This is a genomic window from Agrobacterium sp. GW821-FHT14E08, assembly GCF_058803865.1.
On sequence record NZ_JBXAPJ010000005.1, the window covers coordinates 171,123 to 197,504 of the forward strand.

Sequence of the window (26,382 nt, forward strand, 5' to 3'; positions counted from 1 at the left end):
CGCCACGGACGAAATGCCGGTCAAGTCGAACAAGTCTCCATAAAGTTCAGAATACGAGCCCGATGTCATTTCATATTACCCCGACCGCCGCCGCCCGTGATTCCGAGACGAAGCAGATCGATCACAATGATTCGATCCGCGCGTCGTATATGACGGTTGAGGAGCTGCATGATGCGGGCGCCGCGCTTTCGCGCGATGGCGCCGACAGTCTTCCCGGCTTCATGGAGTTCGATTTCTTCGAGCGTCATCGCGAGAACGAGAAGGAAATCCTCAGGGTCTATCGCACAACGGCCGTCGATGCGGAAAATGGCGCGACGATAACGCCGGCGGCGGAATGGCTGCTCGACAATCACTACGTCATCGAAGAGGCGATCCAGGAAGTCCGCCGCGATTTTCCGCGCAAATTCTACCGCCAGCTGCCGACGATGACGGTGGGCGGCGTGACGATCCCGCGGGTCATGGCGCTCGGCTGGCTTTATGTCGCCCATACCCACAGCACGGTTTCGCGCGAAAACATGACGGCGCTGGTGGATGGCTACCAGACCTCGAAGACGTTGCAGATCGGCGAATTGTGGGCTTTGCCGTCGATCATCCGTTTCGTTCTCATCGAAAATCTTCGCCGTATCTCCATCCGCGTGGAGCGTTCGCGCCGCATGCGCCAGAAGGCGAATGAGGTCGTCGATGAAATCATCCGTCTGAACGATGCGGAAGCCTCGGCAGCGCTTCTCAAGCAGGTCGATTCGCTGGTCGACGACCCGACTTTCGCGACGCAGTTCCTTTATCGTCTGAGGAACGGTTCGCAGACCTCCGGTTTTGCCGTTGCCTGGCTCGAAGAGCGTCTTCACGCTGCCGGCACGGATGCCGAAAACGTCATGATGTCGGAACATAACCGCCTGGCATCCGGCAATGTCACGATGGGCAACATCGTCAAGAGCCTGCGCGAAATCGACGATACCGAATGGTCGGTGTGGTTCGAGGAAGTCAGCCATATCGACAAGGTCCTGCGCGAAGAGACCGACTACGAGGTTCTCGATTTCGGTTCGCGCAACACCTACCGCAATACTATCGAACTTCTGGCGCGACGTTCTCCCAAGACTGAAGTGGAGGTTGCGCGCGCCGCCGTCGAAATGGCGCGTTCGGAGACGCCGGTCGGTGCGGATGAAACTCATCGCGTCAATGTCGGCTCGGTGCTTGTCGGCCAGCGTCGCTTCGAGCTTGAAAAGGCTTTGGGTTACCGGCCGCTGGTGTCGCAGCGTATCGTGCGCTCGATGCGCAAGTTCAACTGGCTGGCAATCGCCGCGCCGGTCCTTCTCATCACCGCGCTCGCCATGCTCGCTGTCGGCTGGTTCCTGGCGCAGGCGGGCATGCCCTGGTATGTCGTGACCGCCTTCCTGCTGATGTTCGCATTGCCGGCATCCGAAGGCGCGACCGGCCTCTTCAACACCCTCGTCACCTTCTTCGTGAAACCGTTCCGGCTGGTCGGATACGAATTCAAGAATGGCATTCCGCAGGATGCCCGCACATTGGTCGCCGTGCCCTGCATGCTGACCAGCCGCGACAGCGTCGACGAGATGATGCGCAATATCGAGGTGCATTATCTCGCCAATCCGCATGGCGAGATTTATTTCTCGCTGGTGAGCGACTGGCGCGATGCGCAGTATGAACAGTCCGACGATGACCTTGAAATTCTCGACTATGCCAAGCGCGAGCTTGCGGCGCTGAACAGCCGTTATGCCTTTGACGGCAAGACGCGCTTTTACCTGCTGCACCGCCGCCGCATCTACAATCCGGCTGAAGGCTGCTGGATGGGCTGGGAGCGCAAGCGTGGCAAGCTGCACGAACTGAACATGCTGCTGCGCGGCGACAAGGATACGACCTTCCTCGGCGGCGCGAATATCGTGCCTGCCGATGTCAAATACGTCATGACGCTGGATGCTGATACGCGCCTGATGCGCGATGCAGTGACCAAGCTCGTCGGCAAGATGCACCACCCGATCAACCGTCCGGTGATCGATCCGGTATCCGGACGGGTTGTCGAAGGCTATGGCCTGCTGCAGCCGCGGGTAACGCCCTCGCTGACGACCGGCAAGGACGCCTCCGTCTTCCAGCGCGTCTTCTCGATCAACCGCGGTATCGATCCTTACGTCTTTACCGTTTCCGACGTCTATCAGGACCTGACCTCGGAAGGCACGTTCACCGGCAAGGGTCTTTATGATGTGGATGCCTTCGAGGCGGCGCTGAAGGGCCGTATCGAAGAAAACTCCATTCTCAGCCACGATCTGCTTGAAGGCTCGTTTGCGCGCTGTGCGCTGGTGACCGACGTGGAACTGGTGGAGGACTTCCCGACCCGCTATGAGGTGGAAGTGTCGCGCCAGCATCGCTGGGCGCGTGGTGACTGGCAGCTTCTGCCCTTTATCCTCGATCGTGCCCGCGGCGTTACCGCCATCGGCCGCTGGAAGATGGTCGACAATCTGCGTCGCTCGCTGACGCCGATCGCCTGGTTCTTCGCCTCGATCCTCGGCTGGTATTTCATGGACCCGCTCGGTGCGCTGATCTGGCAGATCCTGCTGATCTTCTCGCTGTTCGTCGCGCCCACGCTGTCCCTGCTGTCCGGTCTCGTGCCGCGCTCAACTGATATCGTGCCGCAGGCGCATTTCCATACCATCTGGTCGGAAATCCGCGCCACCAATGCGCAGGTTGCGCTGCGTATCGTCTTCATCGCCGATGCCGCCTGTATGATGACGGATGCGATTGCCCGTTCGCTTTACCGCCTGCTCGTCAGCCACAAGCTGATGCTGGAATGGCGTACCGCCGCCAGCATGCAGTCGAGCGCGCAGGGCAGCATCATCGATTATTACCGCCAGATGTGGCATGCGCCCGTGGTGGCGATGCTTGGCCTGCTGTTTGCGGCGCTGCCGGGCGACAACGCTTTCCTGATCGGCATACCCTTCACGCTGCTCTGGGTTCTGTCCCCCGCCGTTGCCTGGTATGTCAGCCAGTCGGCTGAAACCGAAGACCGGCTGTTCGTTTCGGAACACGTCTCCTTCGAGCTTCGCAAGATCGCGCGTCGCACCTGGCGTTATTACGAGGCCTTCGTGACGCCGCAGGAAAACCACCTGCCGCCGGACAACTTCCAGGAAACGCCGGAGCCGATCGTCGCTTCGCGTACCTCGCCCACCAATATCGGCGTTTATCTGCTTTCCATTATTTCGGCCCGCCAGTTCGGCTGGATCAGCTTTGCCGATACGCTGGAGCGGATCGAGAACACGATCCAGACCGTCGAGAAGATGGAAAAGCATCGTGGCCATCTCTACAACTGGTATCATACCGACACCTTGCAGACGCTTGGGCCGCGCTATGTTTCGGCGGTGGATAGCGGCAATCTCGCCGGCCACCTGATCGCGGTTTCGTCCGCCTGCCGTGATTGGGCGGAAGCGCCGTCCGCGCATCTTCAGGGCAATCTTGACGGTATCGGCGATGTCGCCGGCATTCTGCGTGAAACGTTGAAGGCGCTGCCCGACGACCGCAAGAACCTGCGTCCGCTGCATCGTCGCCTTGAGGAGCGCATCATCGGCTTCTCGAACGCTCTGGCCTCGGTCAAGCGCGAGCATGAATTTGCTTCCATCCGCGTCATCAATCTTGCGGTGCTGGCGCGCGACATCCAGAAGCTTGCCACCAATGTTGATCACGAGGTGAAGTCCGCGCAGAGCGCGGAAGTGACCCGTTGGGCGCAATTGCTCGTGGAATCCTGCGAAGCGCATATTTCCGACAGCGCCATCGACCTCACCAATATGGAGCCGCTGCGCCAGCGTCTCGCATCGCTGCGCGACCGCAGCCGTAACCTTGCCTTCTCGATGGATTTCACCTTCCTTTACCGCAAGGATCGCCGTCTTCTGTCGATTGGCTATCGCGTCGAAAGCAAGGAGCTGGACGAGGCCTGCTACGACCTTCTGGCGTCTGAATGCCGCCTGACGAGCCTCTTCGCCATCGCCAAGGGCGATCTGCCGACCGAGCACTGGTATCGTCTCGGTCGCCAGGTCGTGCCGATTGGCGCGCAGGGCGCGCTGGTCTCCTGGTCCGGCTCGATGTTCGAATATCTGATGCCGCCGCTCGTCATGCAGGAGCGTCAGGGTGGCATCCTCAACCAGACCAACAATCTGATCGTCAAGGAACAGATGAACCATGGCCGTCGCCTCGGCACGCCATGGGGCATTTCCGAAGCGGCGTTCAACGCCCGCGACCACAACATGAACTATCAGTACACCAATTTCGGTGTGCCGACGCTCGGCCTCAAGCGCGGCCTTGGCCAGAATGCGGTGATCGCGCCTTATGCGTCGATCCTCGCCAGCCAGTATGATCCTGACGGTGCGCTCGAAAACCTCGACAAGCTGCGCAAGCTTGGCGCGCTTGGCCAGTACGGTTTCCACGACGCGGTGGATTTCACGCCGACACGTGTGCCCGATGGCAAGGTCTGCGCGGTGGTCTACAATTATTACGCCCACCACCATGGCATGTCGATTGCGGCCGTCGCCAACGTCGCCTTTGACGGCGTGCTGCGCGAACTGTTCCACTCCGATCCGGTGATCGAGGCCGCCGAACTGCTGCTGCAGGAAAAGGCGCCGCGCGAAGTGCCGGTCATGAGCGCCAAATACGAGCCGGAAACTCCCGGCAAGGAACAGGCCGACCTCCTGCGCGCAGAAGTGCGCTCCATTGCCGACCCGGCCGTGCGCGACCGCGAAGTGGTGTTCCTGTCGAATGGCCACTACTCGACCATGCTCACCTCCACGGGTGCCGGGTATTCGAAGTGGAACGGACAGGCGATTTCCCGCTGGAAGGCCGACCCGACGGAGGATCGCTGGGGCACCTTCATCTTCCTGCGCGACACCACCAATGGACAATGGTGGAGTGCGACGGCGGAGCCGCGCGTCATCGAAGGTGAAAAGACCAAGACGATCTTCACCGACGACAAGGCTGAATTCCACAAAACCACCGGCGATCTGCAGAGCGTGGTCGAATGCATCGTCGCCACCGAGCATGATGCCGAGGGCCGCCGCGTCACCCTGCTCAATGTCGGTTCCGAGGATCGCTATATCGAAGTGACCTCCTATATGGAGCCGGTGATTGCGTCGGAGGACGACGACAACGCCCATCCGCTGTTCTCGCGCATGTTCGTGCAGACGGAGATTGGGCGCCGCGGCGACGTTATTCGAGCCTGGCGCAACCGCCGCAGCCCGAACGAGCCCTGCACCGTCATTGCGCATCTTGCCGCCGACAATGCCGGCCCGTCGCGGCCGACGGAATTCGAGACGGATCGTGCCAAGTTCATCGGTCGCGGGCGTTCGCTGCGTGAAGCGGCAGCTTTCGATGTCGGTGCGACGCTTTCCAGCACCGACGGCTTCACGCTTGATCCTATCCTGTCGCTGCGCCGCACCGTGCGCGTGCCGGCGGGCAAGAAGGTGAGCGTGATCTTCTGGACGATCGCCGCGCCGAGCCGCGAGGAGGTCGACAAGGCAATCGACCGTTACCGTCATCCGGATGCCTTCGCGCATGAACTCGTGCATGCCTGGACGCGCACGCAGGTACAGATGCGCCATGTGGGCGTTACCTCGCAGCAGGCGGCCGCCTTCCAGCATCTCGGCCGTTATCTGACCTATCCCGACATGCATCTGCGTGCGGATTCGGAAACGCTGAAAACAGGTCTCGCTTCGCAGCGCGCTTTGTGGCCGCTTGCGATTTCTGGCGATTTCCCGATCTTCAGCCTGCGTATCAACGACGATATGGATATGGATATCGCCCGTGAGGCGCTGAGCGCCCATGAATATCTGCGCTCGCGCGGCGTGATCTTCGATCTCGTCATCGTCAACGAACGGGCTGCGTCCTATGCGCAGGACATGCAGCATGCGCTGGATCATATTTCCGAGGCGCAGCGCCGCATCAATCCCGCCGATGGCGGACGTCCGCACGTCTTCTCCGTGCGCCGTGACCTGATGGATGAAGAGACCTGGAGCGCGCTTCTCGCCGCTTCCCGCGTGGTTCTCCACGTGCGCAACGGCAAGATTGTTGACCAGATCAACCGTGCGGTATCGCTGTTTGCGGCCCATCGCGGTCCTGACGGCACAAGCGACGCCGCGCAGGCCCGTCTGCCTGTGCCGGTCTTCCCTGTGGCGGAGCCGGTGGAGGATGCGGGCGATCTCGATTTCTGGAACGGTTTCGGCGGTTTTGCCAGAAGCGGTCAGGAATATGTCGTGCGCCTCAATGGCGGGCAGTCCACGCCGCATCCGTGGATCAACGTCATCTCGAATGAGAATTTCGGCTTCCATATTTCTGCCGAAGGTGCCGGTTTCAGCTGGAGCCGCAATTCACGCGACTATCAGCTGACGCCCTGGAGCAACGATCCGGTCATCAACCGCCCGGGTGAGGCCTTCTATGTCGCCGATGTCGAGACAGGAAAGCTCTATACGCCCTGCGCCGCGCTGTCGCGCGATCCCGAAGCCATGTTCGAAACGCGCCATGGTCTTGGTTACTCCGTGCTGACGGGCGTGGCCGATACGCTGGAGGTGGAGCTGACGCAGACCGTGGACCGTGAAAAACCGGTCAAGCTCTCGCAGGTCATCGTTCGTAACAAGGGTTCGAAAAGCCGCCGCCTGAAGGTTTACGCCTATGTGGAATGGGTGCTTGGCAATAACGGCCAGAAATCCGCGCCGTTCATTCTGAGCAGGCACGATGCCGGCAACAATGCGATCTTCGCGTCGAACCCCTACAGCATCGACTATAGCGCCCGCACGGCGTTCCTGACGCTCGACAGCGAGGCAAGCGGTTTCACCACCAGCCGTCGGGAATTCATCGGTCGCTTTGGGTCGGCGCAGGCGCCGCAGGGCATCGTGTCCGGTGCCGCACTCAGTGGCAGCACCGAGGTCGACGGCGATCCCTGTGCTGCGCTGATGCAGGAAATCCACCTGAAGCCCGGCGAAGAACGGCACATGACCTTCATTCTCGGCGATGCCGACAATGCGGAAGAGGCCGAAGCGTTGGTGAAGGATGTTCGCCAGGCGGACTTCCAGACGGTGCTGGACGAAAGCAAGGCGTTCTGGACGGGCTTTACCGGGCAGTTGCAGGTTTCCACGCCGGATGCCGGCTTCAACCACATGGTCAATAACTGGCTGCCCTATCAGGCGCTTGCCTGCCGCATTCTGGCGCGCACGGCCTTCTACCAGTCGAGCGGTGCCTTCGGTTTCCGCGACCAGCTTCAGGATACGCTGGCCTTCCTGCTCTACCAGCCGGATCTCGCCCGCAAGCAGATCCTGCGCGCGGCAGGCCGCCAGTTCCCGGAAGGCGATGTGCAGCACTGGTGGCTGCCGTTGACCGGTGCCGGTGTTCGCACCACCATCTCGGACGATGTGGTCTGGCTTGCTTATGCGATCAACCAATATGTCTCGGCCACGGGTGATGCCGCCATCCTCGATGAAAGCATTCCCTTCCTGAAAGGTCCGGCATTGATGCCTGGCCAGCATGATGCTTTCTTCCAGCCGGAGACGAGCGACAGGTCCGCCACACTTTACGAACATGCGGCGCTGGCGCTCGATCTCGCCATCCATCGCACCGGCGAAAACGGTCTGCCGCTGATCCTCGGCGGCGACTGGAACGACGGCATGAACCGTGTCGGCGTTGGCGGCAAGGGCACCAGCGTCTGGCTCGGCTGGTTCCTGGCCGGGGCCCTGCGTGATTTCATCGGGATCGCCGAGAAGCGTGGCGATACTGATCGCGTCGGCAAATGGGCGGCGCATCGCGAAAAGCTGCGCAATGTTCTCGAAACGGCGGGTTGGGACGGCAGCTATTATCGGCGTGGTTATTTCGATGACGGCACGCCGCTCGGTTCCGCCGAAAGCGAGGAATGCCGGATCGATTCGCTTGGCCAGAGCTGGAGCGTTCTCTCCGGCGAAGGTGAAGAGGCTCGGTCGCGGCAGGCAATGGATGCCGTCATGGAGCATCTGGTCGATGAGCAGACCGGTATTATCCGGCTGTTCACGCCGCCCTTCTCGCAGGCGCCGCATGATCCGGGCTATATCAAGGGATATCCGCCGGGTGTGCGCGAAAACGGCGGACAATATACCCATGCGGCAACCTGGGTGGTTCTCGCCCTTGCCAGGCAGGGTAGGGCGCAAGAGGCATGGAACTGCTTCAAGCTGCTCAACCCCGTCAATCATGCGCTCGATGCGGCAGCGTCGGAAACCTATCGGGTCGAACCCTATGTGGTGACTGCGGATGTCTACGGTGAAGGCGCTTATGCGGGCCGTGGCGGCTGGAGCTGGTACACGGGTTCCGCCGGCTGGCTCTACCGTGCGGCAGTCGAAGGTATTCTCGGTATCACCCGCACCGACGGCAAGCTTCACATCTCGCCATCGCTGCCGGAGGACTGGAGCGGTTTCTCGGTGAAGATCACGCTCGACGGAAAGGCGAAGGACATTGCCGTCAGCCGCAAGGCCGGCACAGCGGACGTCTCCGTATCCGTCGATGGCAAGCCGCTGTCGGCAGACGATCGGGTGATCCCCTTCGATTGAGACGACCGATTTTCCGCGCTTTTAAAGCCAGGCTCCTGCGGTGACGCAGGGGCCTGAATTTTTATGAGCTGCCTCGCCTCTGATATTTGTTTGGTCTTGCATGGTTGCGTGGCACCCCAACCTTTTGAGAAATGCAACGTCGTCCTCTTCCGAGGATGTAATCAAATACGATAAAATCAGTACGTCGCGGATGCCCGGACAGGTCCGAGCATGGCGAACCTAGCCGGCAAAGCTTTGTCAGTAATCTTTGAGCGCGTAGCGTCCGGTGACCTTTGTCTCACTCGTGCGCTCCTGTCACAGCACGCGCCGCTCGCCCTTCGCTATTATCAGCCGAGACTTCCCCCAAGTGGTTATCGTGGGAAGGGGCATCAATTGCCGCATGAGCGAATGTCCGTGGGATCAGTCTGGGCAAACATTGTTCGCTCGGATGAAGAGACCATGTCCTCCGCCGCGTAACACTCACAAAGCGGACAAAGAAAAAGGGCGGACAACACGGTGTCCGCCCTCTCTTTATTCGATTATCCAAATTCTCAGGAAGCGATGGCTTTCGGCCGGGGCTGGCCTTCGTCTTCCGTCAAAAGGCCGCTGGTGCGCAGCAGCGAGGTGAAGCGTCCGCCGCGTTGGCTGAGTTCATCAAACGTGCCCTTTTCGATGATACGGCCCTGATCGAGGAACAGCACCAGATCGGCATCGCGAACCGTGGAAAGGCGGTGGGCGATGATGAAGGTTGTGCGGTTCATTCTGAGCGCGTCCACCGCGGCTTTCACGCGTGCTTCCGTTTCCACGTCCAGTGCGCTGGTTGCTTCATCGAGAACCAGAATGGGGGCGTTCTTCAGAATGGCGCGGGCGATGGCGATGCGCTGGCGTTCGCCGCCGGACAGGCGGTTGCCGCGTTCGCCCACCTGCGTCAGGTAGCCATTGATGCGACTATCGATGAAATCCGTCGCTGCCGCAGCGGCTGCCGCTTCCATCACTTCCGCATCCGTGGCCGATTCGCGACCGAGGCGGATGTTCTCGCGGATGGAACGGTTCAAAAGGCCGGCATCCTGAAACACGGTTGCGATGGAGTTTCTGAGCGAATTCTTGGTCACCGTCGAAATATCGGTTCCATCGATCAGAATCTGGCCGGAATCCGGATCGTAGACACGCTGCAGAAGGTTGATGAGCGTGGTCTTGCCCGCGCCTGTCGGCCCGACGATTGCAATGGTCTGTCCGGCCTTGGCCGTGAACGAGATGTCGTGGACGCCCTGCTTGGTGTTGGCAAAACCGAAGTTGATGTTGCGGAACTCCACGGTGCCGGAGACATTGGACAATTCGCGGGCATCGCCCGGCTCTTCCCGTTCCTTGACGGAATCCTCCAGCACGAAGAAATCCTCGAGCTTGGCGCGGGCCTCGAAAATCTGCGTCACGAATTGGCGCATCTGGTCGAGACGGCCGATCAGGAGATTGGCAAAACCGATGAAGGCAATGACGTCGCCGACGCGCAACTCGCCGTTCTTCACCAATACCGTGCCGATGACGAGGATGATCATCATAGACACGGTGGAGGCCGTACGGTTCAGCGCGCTGGCGAAAGCCCACCAGTCAAGCACCGGATATTGGGCGCTCAGCAGCTTCTCGGTGAAGGATTTCAGCGCCTTCGTTTCGGCCTCGATGCGGTTGTAGCTATGCAGTACCGATACGTTGCTGATGGAATCGCTGACATGGGCAAAAACGCTGTGATAGTGCTCTTCGACCGAAGCCTGGCCGTCCTTGGTACGGCCCATCACCCATTTGCCGATGAACCAGTAGACGATGCCGAGGCCAATCAGAACGAAGCTGAGGCGCAGGTCCATGGACATGGCTGTCGGGACAAGCAGCACGAGTGCCACGAAGGTTGCCAGATGGGTGCGCATGAATTCCAGCCAGAGGCCAAACAGCGTCTCGCTGGCGCGCAGCAACGTGTGCAGGGCGTTGGACGTGCCGCGCTGATGGTGCCAGGAGAGCGGCATCGAAATGATGCGCCCGAAGGCTTCCGTCAGCAGCGTTGCACGGCGGCCATGCGCCAGCCGGTCCGCCTCGCGTGCGACAGCAACGTAAGCGACGGTATTGAAGACGCCGAAGCCCGCCCAGAGAATGAGAATGGGCGTGACGTTGGTGCCGGAAGAAATGGCGTCGATGATCCGGCCGAACAGCACGGGTTCGGCAATGGTGATCGCCGCAAGAATGACGTTGGCGATGACAACCACCGTCACACGCCATTTATGTACGGTCAGATAGCGCAGAGCGCGTGTGTAAACCTGAAACAAAGTCAAATTTTCAATCCAGTCCGGGCATCTTTTTCGAGCGGTTGATTGTTCGGTCTCAAGCAATGCTTCTTTAGCAAGGTTGCATGAGACGGCGAAATTTGTGTAATTATCGCTCTTTCTGTCTGAATGGCGGCTTAACAAACTGACCGCGCATGCGAACCGAAAAAAAACGAACCCGATCTCCAGGGGACGCCGTCACAAGATTTTGCATGTTCGTTTCAGGGATTGCTAACGATGACATGATCAATCTCATCCGACCGGCGCCCGAGTAACATGACGTCATCGCGGGACCATGTCCTTCGGTCATTCCTTTCAAGCCAAGTTCCGGGCCATGTGTCTTTATGCATGATATTCTTCACTTCATCTCTGCATGTTACCAGGCGGGAAGCGCCGACCGCGTTCGTTCCGAATTCGTGACTCTTATTCGCGAATATGGTTTCGAATATTTCCTTGTCAGCAGGCGGATGACCGGGGAGCTTGCCTCCACCGGCCAGATTCTCGCACAACATCTGCCGGAAGGCTGGATCGAGGTCTACAGGGCCAAGAAATACAATCTCGTCGATCCCGTCCGTAAAGTGATCGGCATGGTCCACAAGCCGTTCCAGTGGAAAGAGGCCCTGGAGGGCCTGCCCCGCGCCATGCATCGAAAAAGGGCGAGCGTCTTTTTTAACGATGCCGGTCGATATGGCCTGCAGGGCGGTTATGCCTTTCCCGTGCACGGACGCGCGGGATTTATCGGCGCGGTGTTCATTGGCGGCCAGGACCGGCAATTGCCTTTGCTTCAGGTCGAGCTGCTGGATGCGGCCACGCGTGCCGTGTTCTGGCGCCTGCTCGACCTTTCGGGTCAGGCCCATGGCCTCAACAATGGCCCGGATGTTTCCGCTCTCGAGCTTACAAAACGGGAAATGGAAGTGCTGACGCTGATGGCGGACGGCATGACCTCGACGGAAATCGGACGCCAGCTATCGATCTCCAACCACACGGTCGACTGGTATATCAACGGAATCCAGCGCCGGTTCAGCGCCAAGAACCGGCAGCATACCGTCGCGCTTGCTTTTCGCCATGGCTTGCTGAGCTAGCGGCGACAGGACGGTTCTCTCCCGAATTGCCCTTTCCAAGACCGGGTTTTGCTGCTTAATTCCGCAGTGCAGCAGAAATTTTGTTTTGGCGTGTGGGGAGACCGTCTTGAAAATATCGAAAATACTTGTTGCCAACCGATCCGAAATTGCGATCCGCGTTTTCCGGGCAGCCAACGAGCTTGGGATTAAAACCGTTGCGATTTGGGCGGAAGAGGACAAGCTGTCTTTGCACCGCTTCAAGGCGGACGAATCCTATCAGGTCGGCAGAGGGCCACATCTCGCCAAGGATATGGGGCCGATTGAAAGTTATCTTTCGATCGAAGAGGTTATCCGCGTTGCCAAGCTTTCCGGAGCTGACGCGATCCATCCCGGTTACGGCCTTCTGTCCGAGAGCCCGGAATTCGTGGAGGCCTGTAACAAGGCCGACATAACCTTCATTGGACCGACCGCGGATACGATGCGCCAGCTCGGCAACAAGGTGGCTGCCCGCAATCTGGCGATTTCTGTTGATGTGCCCGTCGTTCCCGCCACCGATCCGCTGCCGGACGATATATCGGAAGTGGAGCGCATGGCCGAGGAAATCGGCTATCCCGTCATGCTGAAGGCCTCCTGGGGCGGCGGCGGCCGCGGCATGCGCGCCATCCGCAAAAAGGAAGACCTGGCGCGTGAAGTGACCGAGGCCAAGCGCGAAGCGAAGGCCGCCTTCGGCAAGGACGAGGTCTATCTCGAAAAGCTGGTCGAGCGCGCCCGCCACGTCGAGAGCCAGGTTCTCGGCGATACGCATGGAAACGTCGTACATCTGTTCGAGCGCGATTGTTCGATCCAGCGTCGTAACCAGAAGGTGGTCGAGCGTGCGCCGGCACCATATCTCAGCGAAGCGCAACGCCAGGAGCTGGCGGCCTATTCGCTGAAGATCGCTGCCGCGACAAATTATATCGGCGCCGGCACGGTCGAATATCTGATGGATGCCGATACCGGCAAGTTCTACTTCATCGAGGTCAATCCACGCATTCAGGTGGAGCATACCGTCACCGAAGTCGTGACCGGTATTGATATCGTCAAGGCGCAGATCCATATTCTGGAGGGGGCCGCAATCGGCACGCCGGAATCGGGTGTGCCGAAGCAGGAAGATATCCGCCTCAACGGGCATGCGCTGCAGTGCCGCATCACCACGGAAGATCCGGAACACAACTTCATTCCGGATTATGGCCGTATCACCGCTTACCGCTCCGCTTCGGGCTTCGGCATCCGTCTGGACGGCGGCACGTCCTATACCGGTGCTGTCATTACGCGCTATTACGATCCGCTGCTCGTCAAGGTGACGGCCTGGGCGCCGCGACCGGATGAGGCGATCAACCGCATGGACCGCGCGCTGCGCGAATTCCGTATCCGCGGCGTCGCCACCAACCTGACCTTCCTCGAAGCCATCATCGGTCACGACAGCTTCCGCAACAATACCTATACGACGCGTTTCATCGATTCGACGCCGGAGCTCTTCGCACAGGTCAAGCGTCAGGACCGCGCCACCAAGCTTCTGACCTATCTTGCCGATGTGACGGTCAACGGCCACCCGGAAACCAAGGGTCGCGCCAGGCCGTCCGAAAAGGCGGCAAAGCCCGTCGTGCCCTATATCGATGCGCCGACGCCCGACGGCACCAAGCAGCTGCTGGACAAGCTCGGCCCGAAAGGCTTTGCGGACTGGATGCGCAATGAAAAGCGTGTGCTGGTCACCGACACGACCATGCGCGACGGGCACCAGTCGCTTCTGGCGACTCGCGTTCGCACGCATGATATCGCCCGCGTCGCCAGCGTTTATGCCAAGGCGCTGCCTGAGCTTCTGTCGCTGGAATGCTGGGGTGGTGCGACCTTCGATGTCTCCATGCGCTTCCTGACGGAAGACCCATGGGAGCGTCTTGCCCTGATCCGCGAAGGCGCGCCGAACCTGCTGCTGCAAATGCTGCTGCGCGGCGCAAACGGCGTCGGTTACAAGAACTATCCCGACAACGTTGTGAAATATTTCGTTCGTCAGGCAGCAAGGGGCGGGGTCGATCTTTTCCGCGTCTTCGACTGCCTGAACTGGGTGGAGAATATGCGCGTCTCGATGGATGCGATCGCCGAGGAGAACAAGCTCTGCGAGGCGACCATCTGCTATACCGGCGATCTGCTGAATTCGGCGCGCCCGAAATACGATCTCAAATATTATACCAGCCTTGCCGCCGAGCTGGAAAAGGCCGGTGCGCATATCATCGCCGTCAAGGATATGGCGGGCCTGTTGAAACCGGCCGCCGCCAAGGTTCTGTTCAAGGCCCTGCGTGAGGCGACCGGTCTGCCGATCCATTTCCACACCCATGATACATCGGGCATTTCCGCCGCGACTGTTCTTGCTGCCGTGGATGCGGGCGTCGATGCCGTGGATGCGGCGATGGATGCCTTCTCCGGCAACACGTCGCAGCCATGCCTCGGCTCCATTGTGGAGGCACTTGCTGGGTCGGAACGGGATACGGGTCTCGATACCGAATGGATCCGCCGCATTTCCTTCTACTGGGAGGCCGTGCGCAATCAATATGCGGCTTTTGAAAGCGATCTGAAGGGACCGGCCTCGGAAGTCTATCTGCATGAAATGCCGGGCGGGCAGTTCACCAATCTCAAGGAACAGGCCCGCTCGCTCGGTCTCGAGAGCCGTTGGCACGAGGTGGCGCAGGCCTATGCCGATGCCAACCGGATGTTCGGCGATATCGTCAAGGTAACGCCGTCTTCCAAGGTCGTCGGCGATATGGCGCTCATGATGGTGAGCCAGGATCTCACGGTTGCCGATGTCGAGAATCCCGACCGTGAGGTGTCTTTCCCTGACTCCGTGGTGTCGATGCTGAAGGGCGATCTTGGGCAGTCACCGGGTGGCTGGCCGGAGGCCCTGCAGAAAAAGGCGCTGAAAGGCGAGGCTCCCTACACGGTTCGTCCTGGTTCGTTGCTGGCGGATGCCGATCTCGATGCCGAAAGAAAGACGATCGAGACGAAGCTGGAGCGCAAGGTCGATGATTTCGAGTTCGCGTCCTATCTGATGTATCCGAAGGTGTTCACGGACTTCGCGCTTACCGCCGAGACCTATGGTCCCGTTTCCGTGCTGCCTACCGATGCCTACTTCTACGGCATGGAGGATGGCGAGGAGCTGTTTGCCGATATTGAACGCGGCAAAACGCTGGTTATCGTCAATCAGGCTTCATCCGGCACTGACGACAAGGGCATGGTGACAGTCTTCTTCGAGATCAATGGTCAGCCTCGTCGAATCAAGGTGCCGGACCGTGCCCATGGCGCTTCCGGTTCCGCCGTGCGCCGTAAGGCGGAACTCGGCAATGGCACGCATATCGGTGCGCCTATGCCGGGCGTGATCAGCCGCGTCTTCGTTAATCAGGGACAGGAGGTCAAGGCCGGCGACGTGCTGCTCTCCATCGAAGCGATGAAGATGGAAACGGCGCTTCATGCGGAGCGCGAGGGCAAGATCGCCGAAGTTCTCGTCAAGCCAGGCGATCAGATCGACGCCAAGGATCTGCTGATATCATACGCCGAATAAGGGCGTTTCCTATCGTCAGTTACGAGTTAGACGCCCGCCTTCCGGCGGGCGTTTTGCTGTTGCGTATTCGTCAAAACTCGAATATGCCTGTTCGTGCACGTTTATTCCTGTTTATGCATGAGTTTCCATGAGCGATCATTTTGTCAGCGAGCGGCAGGCGCTCATTCTCGCGCAGCTGCGGCAAAGCGGTCGTGTGCTTGCGCAGGATCTGGCCCAGAATTTCGGCGTTTCCGAAGATACGGTCCGCCGGGATCTGCGCGAGATGGCGGCACGTGGCGAATGCCTGCGCGTTTATGGCGGAGCACTGCTTTCAGATAGCAAAACGGTGCCGCTGAAGACGCGGATTGCCGAGGATGCCGACCGCAAGGCCTCTCTGGCGCGCGCAGCCGTTCCGCTTCTCGCGCCAGGCATGGTTGTCTTCATCGATGCCGGTTCCACCAATCTGGCCATTGCAAGAGCTATCCCTGCCGGTATCAACCTGACCGTGGTGACGAACACGCCCGCGATCGCCGCTGAACTCACGGGGCGGGCCGATATCGATCTGGTGCTGATCGGCGGCAAGGTCGATCCGGCCGTTGGTGCTGCGATCGACGCCATGGCGTTGCGGCAACTGGAGCTGATGCGACCCGATCTGTGTATTCTCGGCGTTTGCGGCGTTGCGGAGGAGACCGGCCTGTCGGCGGATGTTTTCGAGGATGCAGTGTTCAAGCGGCTTGCCTGCAGCGCCAGCCAGCGGATTGTCGCCGCCGTTACCACGGAAAAGCTTGGCCACAGAGCGGCCTTTCACGTGCATGATTTTTCACCGCCTCTTTCCCTGGTGCTCGAACATGATGCCGATCCGGCACTGATCGAGGCGCTGTCGGCAAGAGGCGTACAGCTTCATTGCGGCGATGATGACGCCGTTCGATTTTCCCATGGTCAAGTCTGAAGGATATTGCCGATGAATGGCCCCACGACATTTTCGCCGACGGTGAAGCGCTCATCCTATCTGACGCGTCACAGGCTTGGCGTTTCCCTGCTGTTTTTGATGAACGGTTTCATGATGGGGTCCTGGGCTCCGAAGATTCCGGAATTTGCGGCGCGTTTATCGCTCAGTGAGAGTGCACTTGGCCTGATCATTCTGGTTTTTGGTATTGGTTCGCTGGTTTTCATGCCGATCGCCGGTTCCCAGATCGCCCGTTTCGGATCGCGCACGGTCAGCCTTGTGACTGCGGCAATCTTTCTGCCGACACTGCTTTTCATCTCCTGGGCGGGCACGATCTGGGCGGGGGTGATTGCGGTTTTCCTGTTTGGCGGTCTGACGGGGGCCATGGATGTCGCCATGAACGCCAATGCCGTGGCTGTCGAGCGTGACATGCGCCGCGCCATCATGTCGTCGTGCCACGCCTTCTGGAGCCTCGGCGGCCTGATCGGTGCCGGTCTTGGCGGTTACCTCATCACAGCCATCGGCGTTCAGGGTCATGCGATCGCGCTGACGATTATCGCGCTCATCCTGCTGGTTATTGCGTGGCCGCGCGTTCTTGCGGATCGTCCGCACGCCGAGGAAGAGCGCCCGAAGGGCGGCTTGCCGCTGACACCCCTGCCGTGGATCATTGGCCTGATGGCGCTGTTTTCGATGATCCCGGAAGGTGCGATCCTCGATTGGGGCGCTCTTTATCTGCGTAACGAACTCGGTGCTTCCGTCTCGCAGTCCGGTTTCGCTTTCGCGGCATTTTCCATGACCATGGCGATCATGCGTTTTGCCGGCGATCTGGTGCGCGACAGGTTCGGGGCCGTCCGGACCCTGCGTTTCTGCTCGGTCATGTCGATCACCGGTCTTCTGATTGCCGGCCTTGCGGGAAATTCCACTTTTGTGATCATCGGTTTCGCCATTGCCGGCATCGGTATCTCCAACATGGTGCCGATCGCTTTTTCGGCGGCCGGCAATATGCCGGGACTGGCGCCTGGCATTGGCCTGTCGGTTGTCACCACCATGGGTTATTCCGGTATTCTGGTGGCGCCCTCGGCTATCGGCTTCATTGCCGAACATACCGGGCTTGCCAGCGTCTTTCTCGCTCTGCCGTTGCTGCATGTGGTGGTTTTGCTGCTTTCGCGGCTCGCCCGGCACGCGGATGGTGCGGGCAAGGAATAGGCGTCTCGAATTTTGCCATGATTGCGGTAAAGTAGAAGCTCTTATGCGTTGGGTGTTGACAAGCAGGCCCCCTTGTTTCACCTCAATTGCCAGACCTTGCCGCAAGCTCCAGAGACCGCCATGACGTCACATGCCGATTACGATCCAAAGCCCCGCCGCGCATCCGTCGCCGTCGACGTGGGCGGCGTCATCGTGGGGGGCGGTGCGCCCGTTGTCGTACAGTCGATGACCAATACCGACACGGCGGATATTGACGCCACCGTGCAGCAGGTGGCGGCGCTTTTCCGGGCCGGTTCGGAAATGGTGCGCATTACCGTCGACCGGGACGAGAGCGCCGCAGCGGTGCCGAAAATCCGCGAGCGGCTGCTGCGTCTGGGCATGGATGTGCCGTTGATCGGCGATTTCCATTATATCGGCCACAAGCTTCTGGCCGACCACCCGGCCTGCGCCGAGGCGCTGGCGAAGTATCGCATCAATCCGGGCAATGTCGGTTTCAAGGACAAGAAGGACAAACAGTTCGGCGAAATCATCGAAATGGCGATCCGCTATGACAAGCCGGTTCGCATCGGTGTCAACTGGGGTTCGCTTGACCAGGAATTGCTGACCGCGCTGATGGACAGGAACAAGGAGGAGGGTTTTCCGCTCTCCGCCCGTCAGGTCACGCGTGAGGCCATCGTGCAGTCGGCGCTTATTTCCGCCGAGCTTGCCGAAGAGATCGGCCTGCCGCGTAACCGTATCATTCTTTCGGCCAAGGTCAGCCAGGTGCAGGACCTGATCGCCGTTTATTCGATGCTGTCTGAGCGGTCCAACCACGCCCTGCATCTCGGTCTTACCGAAGCGGGCATGGGTTCCAAGGGTATTGTCGCCTCTTCCGCCGCCATGGGTTATGTGCTGCAGCATGGCATCGGCGACACGATCCGCGTTTCGCTGACGCCGGAGCCGAATGGCGACCGCACCCGCGAGGTCCAGGTGGCGCAGGAACTGCTGCAGGTCATGGGTTTTCGCCAGTTCATTCCGGTCGTTGCGGCATGTCCCGGCTGCGGGCGCACCACGTCCACCGTGTTTCAGGAACTTGCCCAGAACATTCAGAACGACATTCGCAAGAACATGCCGATCTGGCGTGACAAATATCCCGGTGTCGAGGCGCTGAATGTCGCCGTCATGGGCTGTATCGTCAACGGTCCGGGTGAAAGCAAACATGCCGATATCGGCATTTCCCTGCCCGGTACCGGCGAAAGCCCGGCAGCGCCGGTCTTCATCGACGGAGAAAAGGCGCTCACCCTGCGTGGTCCCAACATTGCCGGCGATTTCGAAGCGCTTGTGGCCGATTACATCGAAAAGCGTTTTGGCCGGAAAGATGCGGCGGAGTAAAGAGTACCGTGAAAAGGCCGGAATTCCACTGTCATACCTCCTGAACCTCTCGGAGCATCAAACTACATGATCAAAAAAATTGCGATCGTTGCCCTTTGCGCGACCTATCTTTCTTCGTGCACCACGACCGATCCCTATACGGGTGAGCAGAAGATGTCGAACACCGCGGGCGGTGCCGGCATCGGCGCCGTCGTCGGCGCGCTCGGTGGTCTGGCTGTCGGCGGTTCGCCGACCGGCCGCCGTAATGCCGCGCTTATCGGTGCGGGCATCGGCGCGCTCGCCGGTGGCGCCATCGGCAATTACATGGATGGCCAGGAAGCCGAGCTTCGCGCCCAGCTTCAGGGTACGGGCGTTTCGGTTAGCCGCCGCGGCGACAGCATCGTTCTCAACATGCCGTCGAACATCACCTTCGCGACGGATCAGGATCAGGTCATCCCGCCCTTCTATCAGACCCTCGATTCCGTCGGCATCGTGCTGAACAAGTTCAACCGCACGCTGATCGACATCAACGGTCATACCGATTCTACCGGCCGCGCCGATTACAATCAGGGCCTCTCGGAGCGTCGTGCCGCCTCGGTTGCCAATTATCTCGGTGCGCGCGGCGTCGATCAGCGCCGTATTTCGACACTCGGTTTCGGTGCCTCACAGCCGATCGCATCCAATGCAACGCCTGACGGTCGCGCCCAGAACCGTCGCGTCGAAGTGCTGATTTCGCCGCTCAAGGGCTGATTGGATGATGAAAAGCTGAGTGGAAGCCGCTCAGCTTTTTCTTTCAGCGATGAATCTGGCGGCCGCGATGAGAATCGCGGCCTTTTCGCCATAAGGGGCCAGTAGCTCGCCGGCTTCCGCCACTTGCTCCCGCAGCTGGCTGTGTGCCCAGTCTTCGCCGCGCAGCGCCACGAGCGTTCCCTTGCCGCGCGCGGCATCCTTGCCGGTTGCCTTGCCCATGGTGGCGGCATCGGCCGTCAAATCCAGAAGGTCGTCGGCAAGCTGGAAGGCGAGGCCGATCTTTTCACCGAAGAGGCGCAGCCTTTGCCTTTCGGAAATATCGCTGCCGGCGATGATCGCGCCTGCCTCGCAGGCAAAACGCAGCAGAGCACCAGTTTTCATAGCCTGCAATGTAATGACGCCGGCTTCGTCCGGAGCCTTTTTTTCCGCAGCAAGATCGAGCGCCTGACCGCCCGCCATGCCGCCGATGCCCGCCGCGCGGGCCAGCGCCAAGACCAGAGCCGCCTTGCGATCCGCCGGAAGCGGATTCTCATCCGATGCGATGATATCGAAGGCGAGCGTCAGCAGGCTGTCGCCGGCGAGAATGGCTGTCGCCTCATCGAATTTGCGATGCACGGTCGGTTGGCCGCGGCGCAGATCGTCATCGTCCATGGCCGGAAGATCGTCGTGCACCAGCGAATAACAATGGAGGCATTCAAGTGCGGCACCGACATAATGGGCAGCGTCGGCATCTCCACCCAGCAGGGCAGCGCTTTCAATGACGAGGAAAGGCCGAAGGCGTTTCCCGCCGTTCAGCACGCCATGGCGCATGGCTTCGAGCAGGTTTTGCGGACGCGTGATCTCGTCCGTGCGCGTCTCTGCGGATAGCAGGCGGCCAAGCAAGGCTTCGGTCTTTGCCGCGTTTTCGCGCAGCCTTGTTTCGAAATTCGTCATCTGAGCGTCCATGCCGCTCTTTGGCATGCCGCGCCGGGCCAAGCAAACCTTTTTGTGATTCCGGAGCGCAAGTGTTTGACCGGACTCGCCTTGAAGGCGGCGATGGACTATGAAAGGCTTCGATTTGGCGCGGGGCTGGGACGGATATTGAGCAGTACGCCTGAAAGCGACGCAGATTACGCCGTGCTGGCGGAAGACCGGAGCAGTCCGAAGGTGGATTTTCGCACGTTGGCCAAGCGCATCGTCATGACCTTGCTGGCATTGCTGATCCTGCCCTATCTGCTGATCCCGGTCTATGCCCTGCCGTTCTTCCGGCCGGTCTCAACGCTGATGCTTGCCGATCTGGTGACCCTGCAGGGATATGACCGGCGCTGGGTGCCGCTTGAGGATATTTCGCCGCGCCTTGTGCAATCCGTGATGATGTCCGAGGACGGGCAATTCTGTTTCCATGGCGGCGTGGACTGGAATCAGATGCAATCCGTGGTCAGCAATGCGCTCGATGGGGCCTCCACCCGTGGCGCAAGCACCATTCCGATGCAGACGGCGAAGAACCTGTTTTTATGGAACGGCCGTTCTTTCCTGCGCAAGGGACTGGAACTGCCGCTGGCGATTGCGGCTGATTTCGTCTGGTCGAAAAAACGGATGATGGAGATCTATCTCAACGTTGCCGAATGGGGGCCGGGCATCTATGGCATCGAGGCTGCCGCGCAGCATCATTTCAAGGTGCCGGCGGCAAAGCTCAGTTCCCGTCAGGCGGCGCTGCTTGCCGTTTCCCTGCCCAATCCCATTGACCGGGTCGCCAGCAAACCGGGTCGCGGTCTGCAACGGCTCGCTGGCCTTATTGAGCGGCGCGCCCGGGCCTCGGGTGCTTATGTCGGTTGCGTGCTGGACTGATCCAGCCCGTCCATTCAGCCCTTCGTGAAAATATAATCTGTTTCCTGACGCAAGGTTTCGCCCGGCCGCAGGATCGCGTGCGGAAAATCAGGGTGATTGACGGCATCCGGCCAAATCTGCGTTTCCAGGCAAAAGCCGGCAAAGGGGCCATAGTGGCGGCCATCGAGGCCCGGAACCGGAACGTTCAGCTTGAAGGCCGAATAGAATTGCACACCGGGCTCGGTGGTGTGAACCTCAAGGGCGATATCCGAGGCGGGGGAATAGGCGCGGGCGACCTTGCGCTTGGCACGGCGCTCGGGCGAGAGGCAGAAATTGTGGTCGTAGAGAACCTGTTCGCCATTGTCCTTGCGCCGCATCGGCGTCGGGTGGCGCAGGTCGAAGACGGTGCCTTCGACGGAGCGGATTTCGCCGGTCGGTATCTGCTTTTCGTCGGTCGGCAGGTAAAAGTCGGCGGCGATGCTGATCTCGTGTCCAAGGGCGGTATCCGCACCATCGAGGTTGAAATAGGAATGCTGGCAGACATTGGCGATGGTCGGCTTGTCGGTCACCGTTTCATAGACCACAGAAAGCACGCCGCCGTCGCGGATCGTATAGGTGGCGGTGACCGTGCAATTGCCGGGATAACCGGCGCGGCCATCGGGATCGATGATCTGCAAAACCGCATGGCTTTCGCCATGTTCCATCAGCATCCAGTTGCGTTTGCCCATGCCGTCGCTGCCGCCATGCAGGTGGGTCACGCCCTTTTCATTCAGTTCCAGCTGGTATTCGTGCCCGTCAATGGCGAACCTGCCGTCACCGACCCGGTTGGCATTCCGGCCGGGCGTGGCGCCGAAATAGGAGGAATATTTGTAGTCTTCGAATTTATCGAAGCCGAGAACGAGCGGCGGCTGGTGACCCTCGAGGCGCAGATCCTGAATGACCGCGCCCCAGGTGATGACCTTGGCCGTCAAACCGCCTTTCGAGATGGTGACGCGTTCGACCTTTTCGCCGGTCGCCGTGAAACCGAAATTCTCCCGTGCCGCCGCGTCGCTCATAACGTCATTCTCCGATTGCCGTGAATTGCCGGCGGACGTTGCGTCATTTTCCGGCAATTCGCAATCCGCAATTTACGCAGCGAGTTTGCCGATGGATTCGAGATCGTAGGGCGTCGTCTGGTATATCTCGTTGATCCAGTTGCCGAAAAACAGATGGGCATGGCTGCGCCAACGGTTGAGCGGGGCTAATTCCGGATCATTGTGCGGAAAATAATCATGCGGCAGCTTGATGGGGACGCCGGAGTTCACGTCGCGGAAATATTCGTCCGAAAGCGAGGTCGAATCATATTCAACATGGTTGAACATATAGAGCCGGTTGCCCTCTTTCTCATGCACCAGACAAACGCCCATTTCCTCTGACTCCATCAGGATTTCGAGTTCCGGGTGTTTTTCGATGTCGGTGCGGCGCACTTCCGTCCAGCGCGAGACCGGTACCTGGAAATCATCCGAAAAGCCGTTCAGATAGATCGATGAGGGGCAAAGATTGCGGTGACGATAGACTCCGAAAGCCTTTTCCTTCAGTTCGTGTTTCGGCACACCATGGAAATGATAGATGGCGGCCATTGCCCCCCAGCAGACATTCAGCGTCGAATGGACGTTGGTCTGCGTCCATTCGAAAATCTTCTGCATTTCATTCCAGTAGGTCACGTCCTCGTAAGCCAGCGTCTCGACGGGCGCGCCGGTAATGATGAAGCCGTCGAACTTGCGGTGGCGCACTTCTTCCCAGGTCTCATAGAAGGACAGAAGATGTTCTTCCGGCGTATTCTTGGCGCGATGGCCGCCAATACGTATCAGCGAAAACTCGACCTGCAGGGGAGAGGCGCCAACGAGCCGCGCCATCTGTACTTCCGTTTTGATCTTGTTCGGCATGAGGTTGAGAAGCCCGATCTGGAGCGGGCGGATATCCTGCCGGATGGCCGCCGTTTCGGTCATGACCCGCACACCCTCATGCACGAGGGTCTCAAAAGCGGGAAGCGTATCGGGAATCTTGATCGGCATGTCGAACTCTCTTTTCGGATGACGTAAAGAACGTTGCGAAAACAAAAAAACCGGCAGCGAAATCGCGGCCGGTCCCAGGAAATTGCCCTTTTCCTCGACCCTTTAGCGACTTCTTTAAAGTGGCTGCAAGCCGGTCGGCAAATCACCACTGAGGCGTTTCATAATCCCGAAGCCGGCGAAAATCAATATAGGCTGATTTCATCGGGTTTCGGCTTTCCCTTTTCGTGCCAGTTGCGATAAGGCAGGGCATGGATAAAGAGCGCTTCACCATTCTGCTTGGCGGCGATGTCACGGTCACGGATCGTCTTGAAGAGGCGGTTGCCGAAAGCCGCGTGATTGCGGCCGATGGCGGCATGCGCCATGCCGCGCCGCTTGGGCTTGTGCCGGAGCTTTGGGTCGGGGATTTCGATTCCGCCAGCAAGGAGTTGCTCGAGACCTGGCCGGATGTGACGCGGCAGCCCTATCCGGCTGCGAAGGCTGTGACAGATGGCGAGATTGCGGTCTCGGAGGCGCTCTCCCGCGGTGCGCGCTCGCTGCTGCTGGTCGGTGCACTTGGAGGTGCCAGAAGCGACCATGCGCTTCAGCATCTTCTTTATGCGGTGGCGCTCGCCGAACAGGGTTTGAAGGTTACGCTGACCTCCGGTGAAGAGGAGGCGCGGCCGCTGCTTGCCGGATCACTGGATATCGATCTGCCGCCTGGTTCGCTGTTTTCTGTCGCCGGGCTCACTGCCCTTGCGGGGCTTGATATTGAAAATGTGCGTTATCCGCTCAGGGATTTCGCGCTTGCTTTCGGTTCGTCCCGCACTATTTCCAATGTCGCGAATGGCGGCCCCGTGCATTTCTCGCTGAAAAGCGGAAAAGCCATCGTGCTCGCCCGCCCTTATGATCTGACCGGAGCCTGACGCCTTGGCACCCCCTATTTTGAAACTCGATGACATCAAGCTGACCTTCGGCGTGACCCCGCTGCTCGATGGCGCCAATCTCCAGGTGGAACCGGGTGACCGTATCTGCCTTGTCGGGCGCAATGGTTCGGGCAAGTCAACCCTGATGAAGATCGCCGCCGGTCTGGTTGAGGCGCAGTCTGGCGAGGTTTTCCGCCATCCGGCCGCCACCATTCGTTATCTGGAGCAGGCGCCGGATTTTGCCGGTTACGATACCGTTCAGGCCTATGCCGAAGCGGGGCTGGGGCCGGGTGATGATCCCTATCGCGTTACTTACCTGCTCGAGCATCTCGGCCTCACGGGACAGGAACATCCGGAAAGTCTTTCCGGTGGCGAAGCGCGGCGCGCGGCCCTTGCCCGTGTCATGGCACCCGAGCCCGATATTCTGATGCTGGACGAGCCGACCAACCATCTGGATCTGCCCACGATTGAATGGCTTGAAAGTGAGTTGCAGCAGACGCGCAGCGCGCTGGTGCTGATTTCGCATGACCGGCGTTTTCTCGAGAAGGTTTCGACCTCCACTGTGTGGCTCGATCGCGGCCAGTCCCGTCGTCTCAACCGCGGTTTTGCCCATTTCGAGGAATGGCGCGATAAGGTGCTGGAAGAGGAAGAACTGGAACAGCACAAGCTCGGCAAGGCCATCGAGCGTGAAGAACACTGGATGCGTTATGGTGTGACCGCAAGGCGCAAGCGCAATATGCGCCGCGTGGGTGAGCTTCAGGCCATGCGCGCGGAATATCGCGGCCACAAGGGACCGCAGGGCGCGGTGCAGGCGACGGCCGCGGACGTGCGGGAATCCGGCAAGCTGGTCATTGAGGCCGAAGCCATCACCAAGTCTTACGGCGAGCGCGTGATCATCGCGCCGTTTTCACTACGCGTCCATCGCGGTGATTGCATCGGTCTTGTCGGTCCGAACGGCGCTGGCAAGACGACACTTCTGAAGATGCTGACCGGTCAGCTTGAGCCCGATAGCGGCACGGTGAAGCTCGGCACCAATCTGGAGATTGCGACGCTTGACCAGAAGCGTGAGGATCTCAATCCAAACGATACGCTCGCGCATTACCTCACCGATGGACGCGGTGATAATCTGCTGGTCAATGGTGAACTGAAACATGTGACGGGCTATATGAAGGACTTCCTGTTCCAGCCGGAACAGGCCCGTACGCCGATCCGCAATCTTTCCGGCGGCGAGCGCGCCCGTCTTATTCTGGCTCGTATTCTGGCAAGGCCGACCAACCTCCTGATCCTGGACGAGCCGACCAACGATCTCGATATCGAAACGCTCGATCTGTTGCAGGAAGTCGTCGCGGGCTTTTCGGGCACCGTCATCCTTGTCAGCCACGACCGCGATTTTCTCGACCGTACCGTCACTTCCACCATCGCGCCCGCCAATCCGGATCAGCCGGACGGACGCTGGATCGAATATGCTGGCGGCTACTCGGACATGATGGCGCAGCGCAAGGGTGCGGCGGAAGAAAAACGCAAGGCGGAGAAGCAGGAAAAGGCGAAGGCCGCACCTTCCGCCTCCGCATCGCAGGACCCTTCAAAGGCCAAGGCCAAGCTTTCCTTCAAGCAGAAATTCGCGCTCGAAAACCTTCCCAAGGAGATGGAAAAGGCGCAGGGCGAAATCGCAAAACGCGAGCAGCGCATGGCTGATCCCAATCTCTTTGCCAAGGACCCGGCCGCCTTCAACACGCTGGCGCAGGAAATGACAAAGCTGCGCGAAAAGCTTGAAGCCATGGAAGAGGAATGGCTGGAGCTGGAGATGCTGCGTGAGGAAATCGAAGGCTGACGGCGGTTGCGATTTCTTGATTGATATCTCATCCGCCTTTGACAGGAAGGCGGAATTGCCGTTTC

At 59.8% G+C, this 26,382-nt stretch carries 14 protein-coding genes and 1 riboswitch; of the genes, 10 read left to right on the top strand and 4 right to left on the bottom strand.

Annotated elements, in window-relative coordinates; translation table 11 throughout:
• Positions 1-62: 62 nt before the first annotated feature.
• Positions 63-8,558 (top strand): glycoside hydrolase family 94 protein, encoded by an 8,496-nt coding sequence (locus AC1ROR_RS18945; RefSeq protein ID WP_498590362.1) that lies wholly within the window; start codon positions 63-65, stop codon positions 8,556-8,558.
• Positions 8,559-9,088: 530 nt separating this feature from the next.
• Here AC1ROR_RS18945 and AC1ROR_RS18950 read toward each other — a convergent pair.
• Positions 9,089-10,852: a glucan ABC transporter ATP-binding protein/ permease gene (locus AC1ROR_RS18950; RefSeq protein WP_080836209.1), complete on the bottom strand. Its 1,764-nt coding sequence runs from the start codon at positions 10,850-10,852 to the stop codon at positions 9,089-9,091.
• 335 nt (positions 10,853-11,187) lie between these two features.
• Between AC1ROR_RS18950 and AC1ROR_RS18955 the strand changes: the two genes are divergently transcribed.
• The 6 genes from AC1ROR_RS18955 (at position 11,188) to AC1ROR_RS18980 (ending at position 19,724) form a co-directional block, all read left to right on the top strand.
• On the top strand, positions 11,188-11,925 hold the full coding sequence (locus AC1ROR_RS18955) for a helix-turn-helix transcriptional regulator (RefSeq protein WP_035221773.1): 738 nt from the start codon (positions 11,188-11,190) through the stop codon (positions 11,923-11,925).
• Positions 11,926-12,031: 106 nt separating this feature from the next.
• A complete protein-coding gene (pyc, locus tag AC1ROR_RS18960) occupies positions 12,032-15,493 on the top strand; it encodes a pyruvate carboxylase (protein WP_498590363.1) in 3,462 nt (1,153 codons plus the stop codon).
• 127 nt (positions 15,494-15,620) lie between these two features.
• On the top strand, positions 15,621-16,421 hold the full coding sequence (locus tag AC1ROR_RS18965; RefSeq protein ID WP_035221770.1) for a DeoR/GlpR family DNA-binding transcription regulator: 801 nt from the start codon (positions 15,621-15,623) through the stop codon (positions 16,419-16,421).
• A gap of 12 nt (positions 16,422-16,433) precedes the next feature.
• A complete protein-coding gene (locus AC1ROR_RS18970; protein WP_035221767.1) occupies positions 16,434-17,624 on the top strand; it encodes an MFS transporter in 1,191 nt (396 codons plus the stop codon).
• Positions 17,625-17,744: 120 nt separating this feature from the next.
• Positions 17,745-18,995, top strand: coding sequence for a flavodoxin-dependent (E)-4-hydroxy-3-methylbut-2-enyl-diphosphate synthase (ispG, locus tag AC1ROR_RS18975; protein WP_142174304.1), 1,251 nt, complete (start codon positions 17,745-17,747; stop codon positions 18,993-18,995).
• 66 nt (positions 18,996-19,061) lie between these two features.
• Positions 19,062-19,724, top strand: coding sequence for a YiaD family glycine zipper/OmpA-like lipoprotein (locus tag AC1ROR_RS18980; RefSeq protein WP_035221765.1), 663 nt, complete (start codon positions 19,062-19,064; stop codon positions 19,722-19,724).
• Positions 19,725-19,754: 30 nt separating this feature from the next.
• Here AC1ROR_RS18980 and AC1ROR_RS18985 read toward each other — a convergent pair whose 3' ends face one another.
• Positions 19,755-20,669 carry a polyprenyl synthetase family protein gene (locus tag AC1ROR_RS18985; RefSeq protein ID WP_498590364.1) on the bottom strand — a complete coding sequence of 305 codons (915 nt, stop codon included), beginning with the start codon at positions 20,667-20,669 and terminating at the stop codon, positions 19,755-19,757.
• A gap of 234 nt (positions 20,670-20,903) precedes the next feature.
• On the opposite strand from AC1ROR_RS18985, the gene mtgA reads away from it, so the two are divergent.
• Positions 20,904-21,551 carry a monofunctional biosynthetic peptidoglycan transglycosylase gene (gene mtgA / locus AC1ROR_RS18990; protein ID WP_237681266.1) on the top strand — a complete coding sequence of 216 codons (648 nt, stop codon included), beginning with the start codon at positions 20,904-20,906 and terminating at the stop codon, positions 21,549-21,551.
• 14 nt (positions 21,552-21,565) lie between these two features.
• Here the strand turns inward: mtgA and AC1ROR_RS18995 are convergent, their stop codons facing one another.
• Together AC1ROR_RS18995 and metA are read right to left on the bottom strand one after the other, a co-directional pair.
• Positions 21,566-22,585, bottom strand: a complete 1,020-nt coding sequence (locus tag AC1ROR_RS18995; protein WP_035221762.1) for an aldose epimerase family protein — start codon at positions 22,583-22,585, stop codon at positions 21,566-21,568.
• A 72-nt stretch (positions 22,586-22,657) separates the two neighbouring features.
• Entirely contained in the window at positions 22,658-23,584 is a 927-nt protein-coding gene (gene metA, locus AC1ROR_RS19000; RefSeq protein ID WP_035221761.1) for a homoserine O-acetyltransferase MetA, read from the bottom strand.
• A gap of 82 nt (positions 23,585-23,666) precedes the next feature.
• Positions 23,667-23,743, bottom strand: a riboswitch (SAM riboswitch).
• Positions 23,744-23,832: 89 nt separating this feature from the next.
• On the opposite strand from metA, the gene AC1ROR_RS19005 reads away from it, so the two are divergent.
• A complete protein-coding gene (locus tag AC1ROR_RS19005; protein ID WP_498590365.1) occupies positions 23,833-24,486 on the top strand; it encodes a thiamine diphosphokinase in 654 nt (217 codons plus the stop codon).
• A gap of 4 nt (positions 24,487-24,490) precedes the next feature.
• Positions 24,491-26,317 (top strand): ABC-F family ATP-binding cassette domain-containing protein, encoded by a 1,827-nt coding sequence (locus AC1ROR_RS19010; RefSeq protein WP_498590366.1) that lies wholly within the window; start codon positions 24,491-24,493, stop codon positions 26,315-26,317.
• The last annotated feature ends 65 nt before the right edge of the window (positions 26,318-26,382 follow it).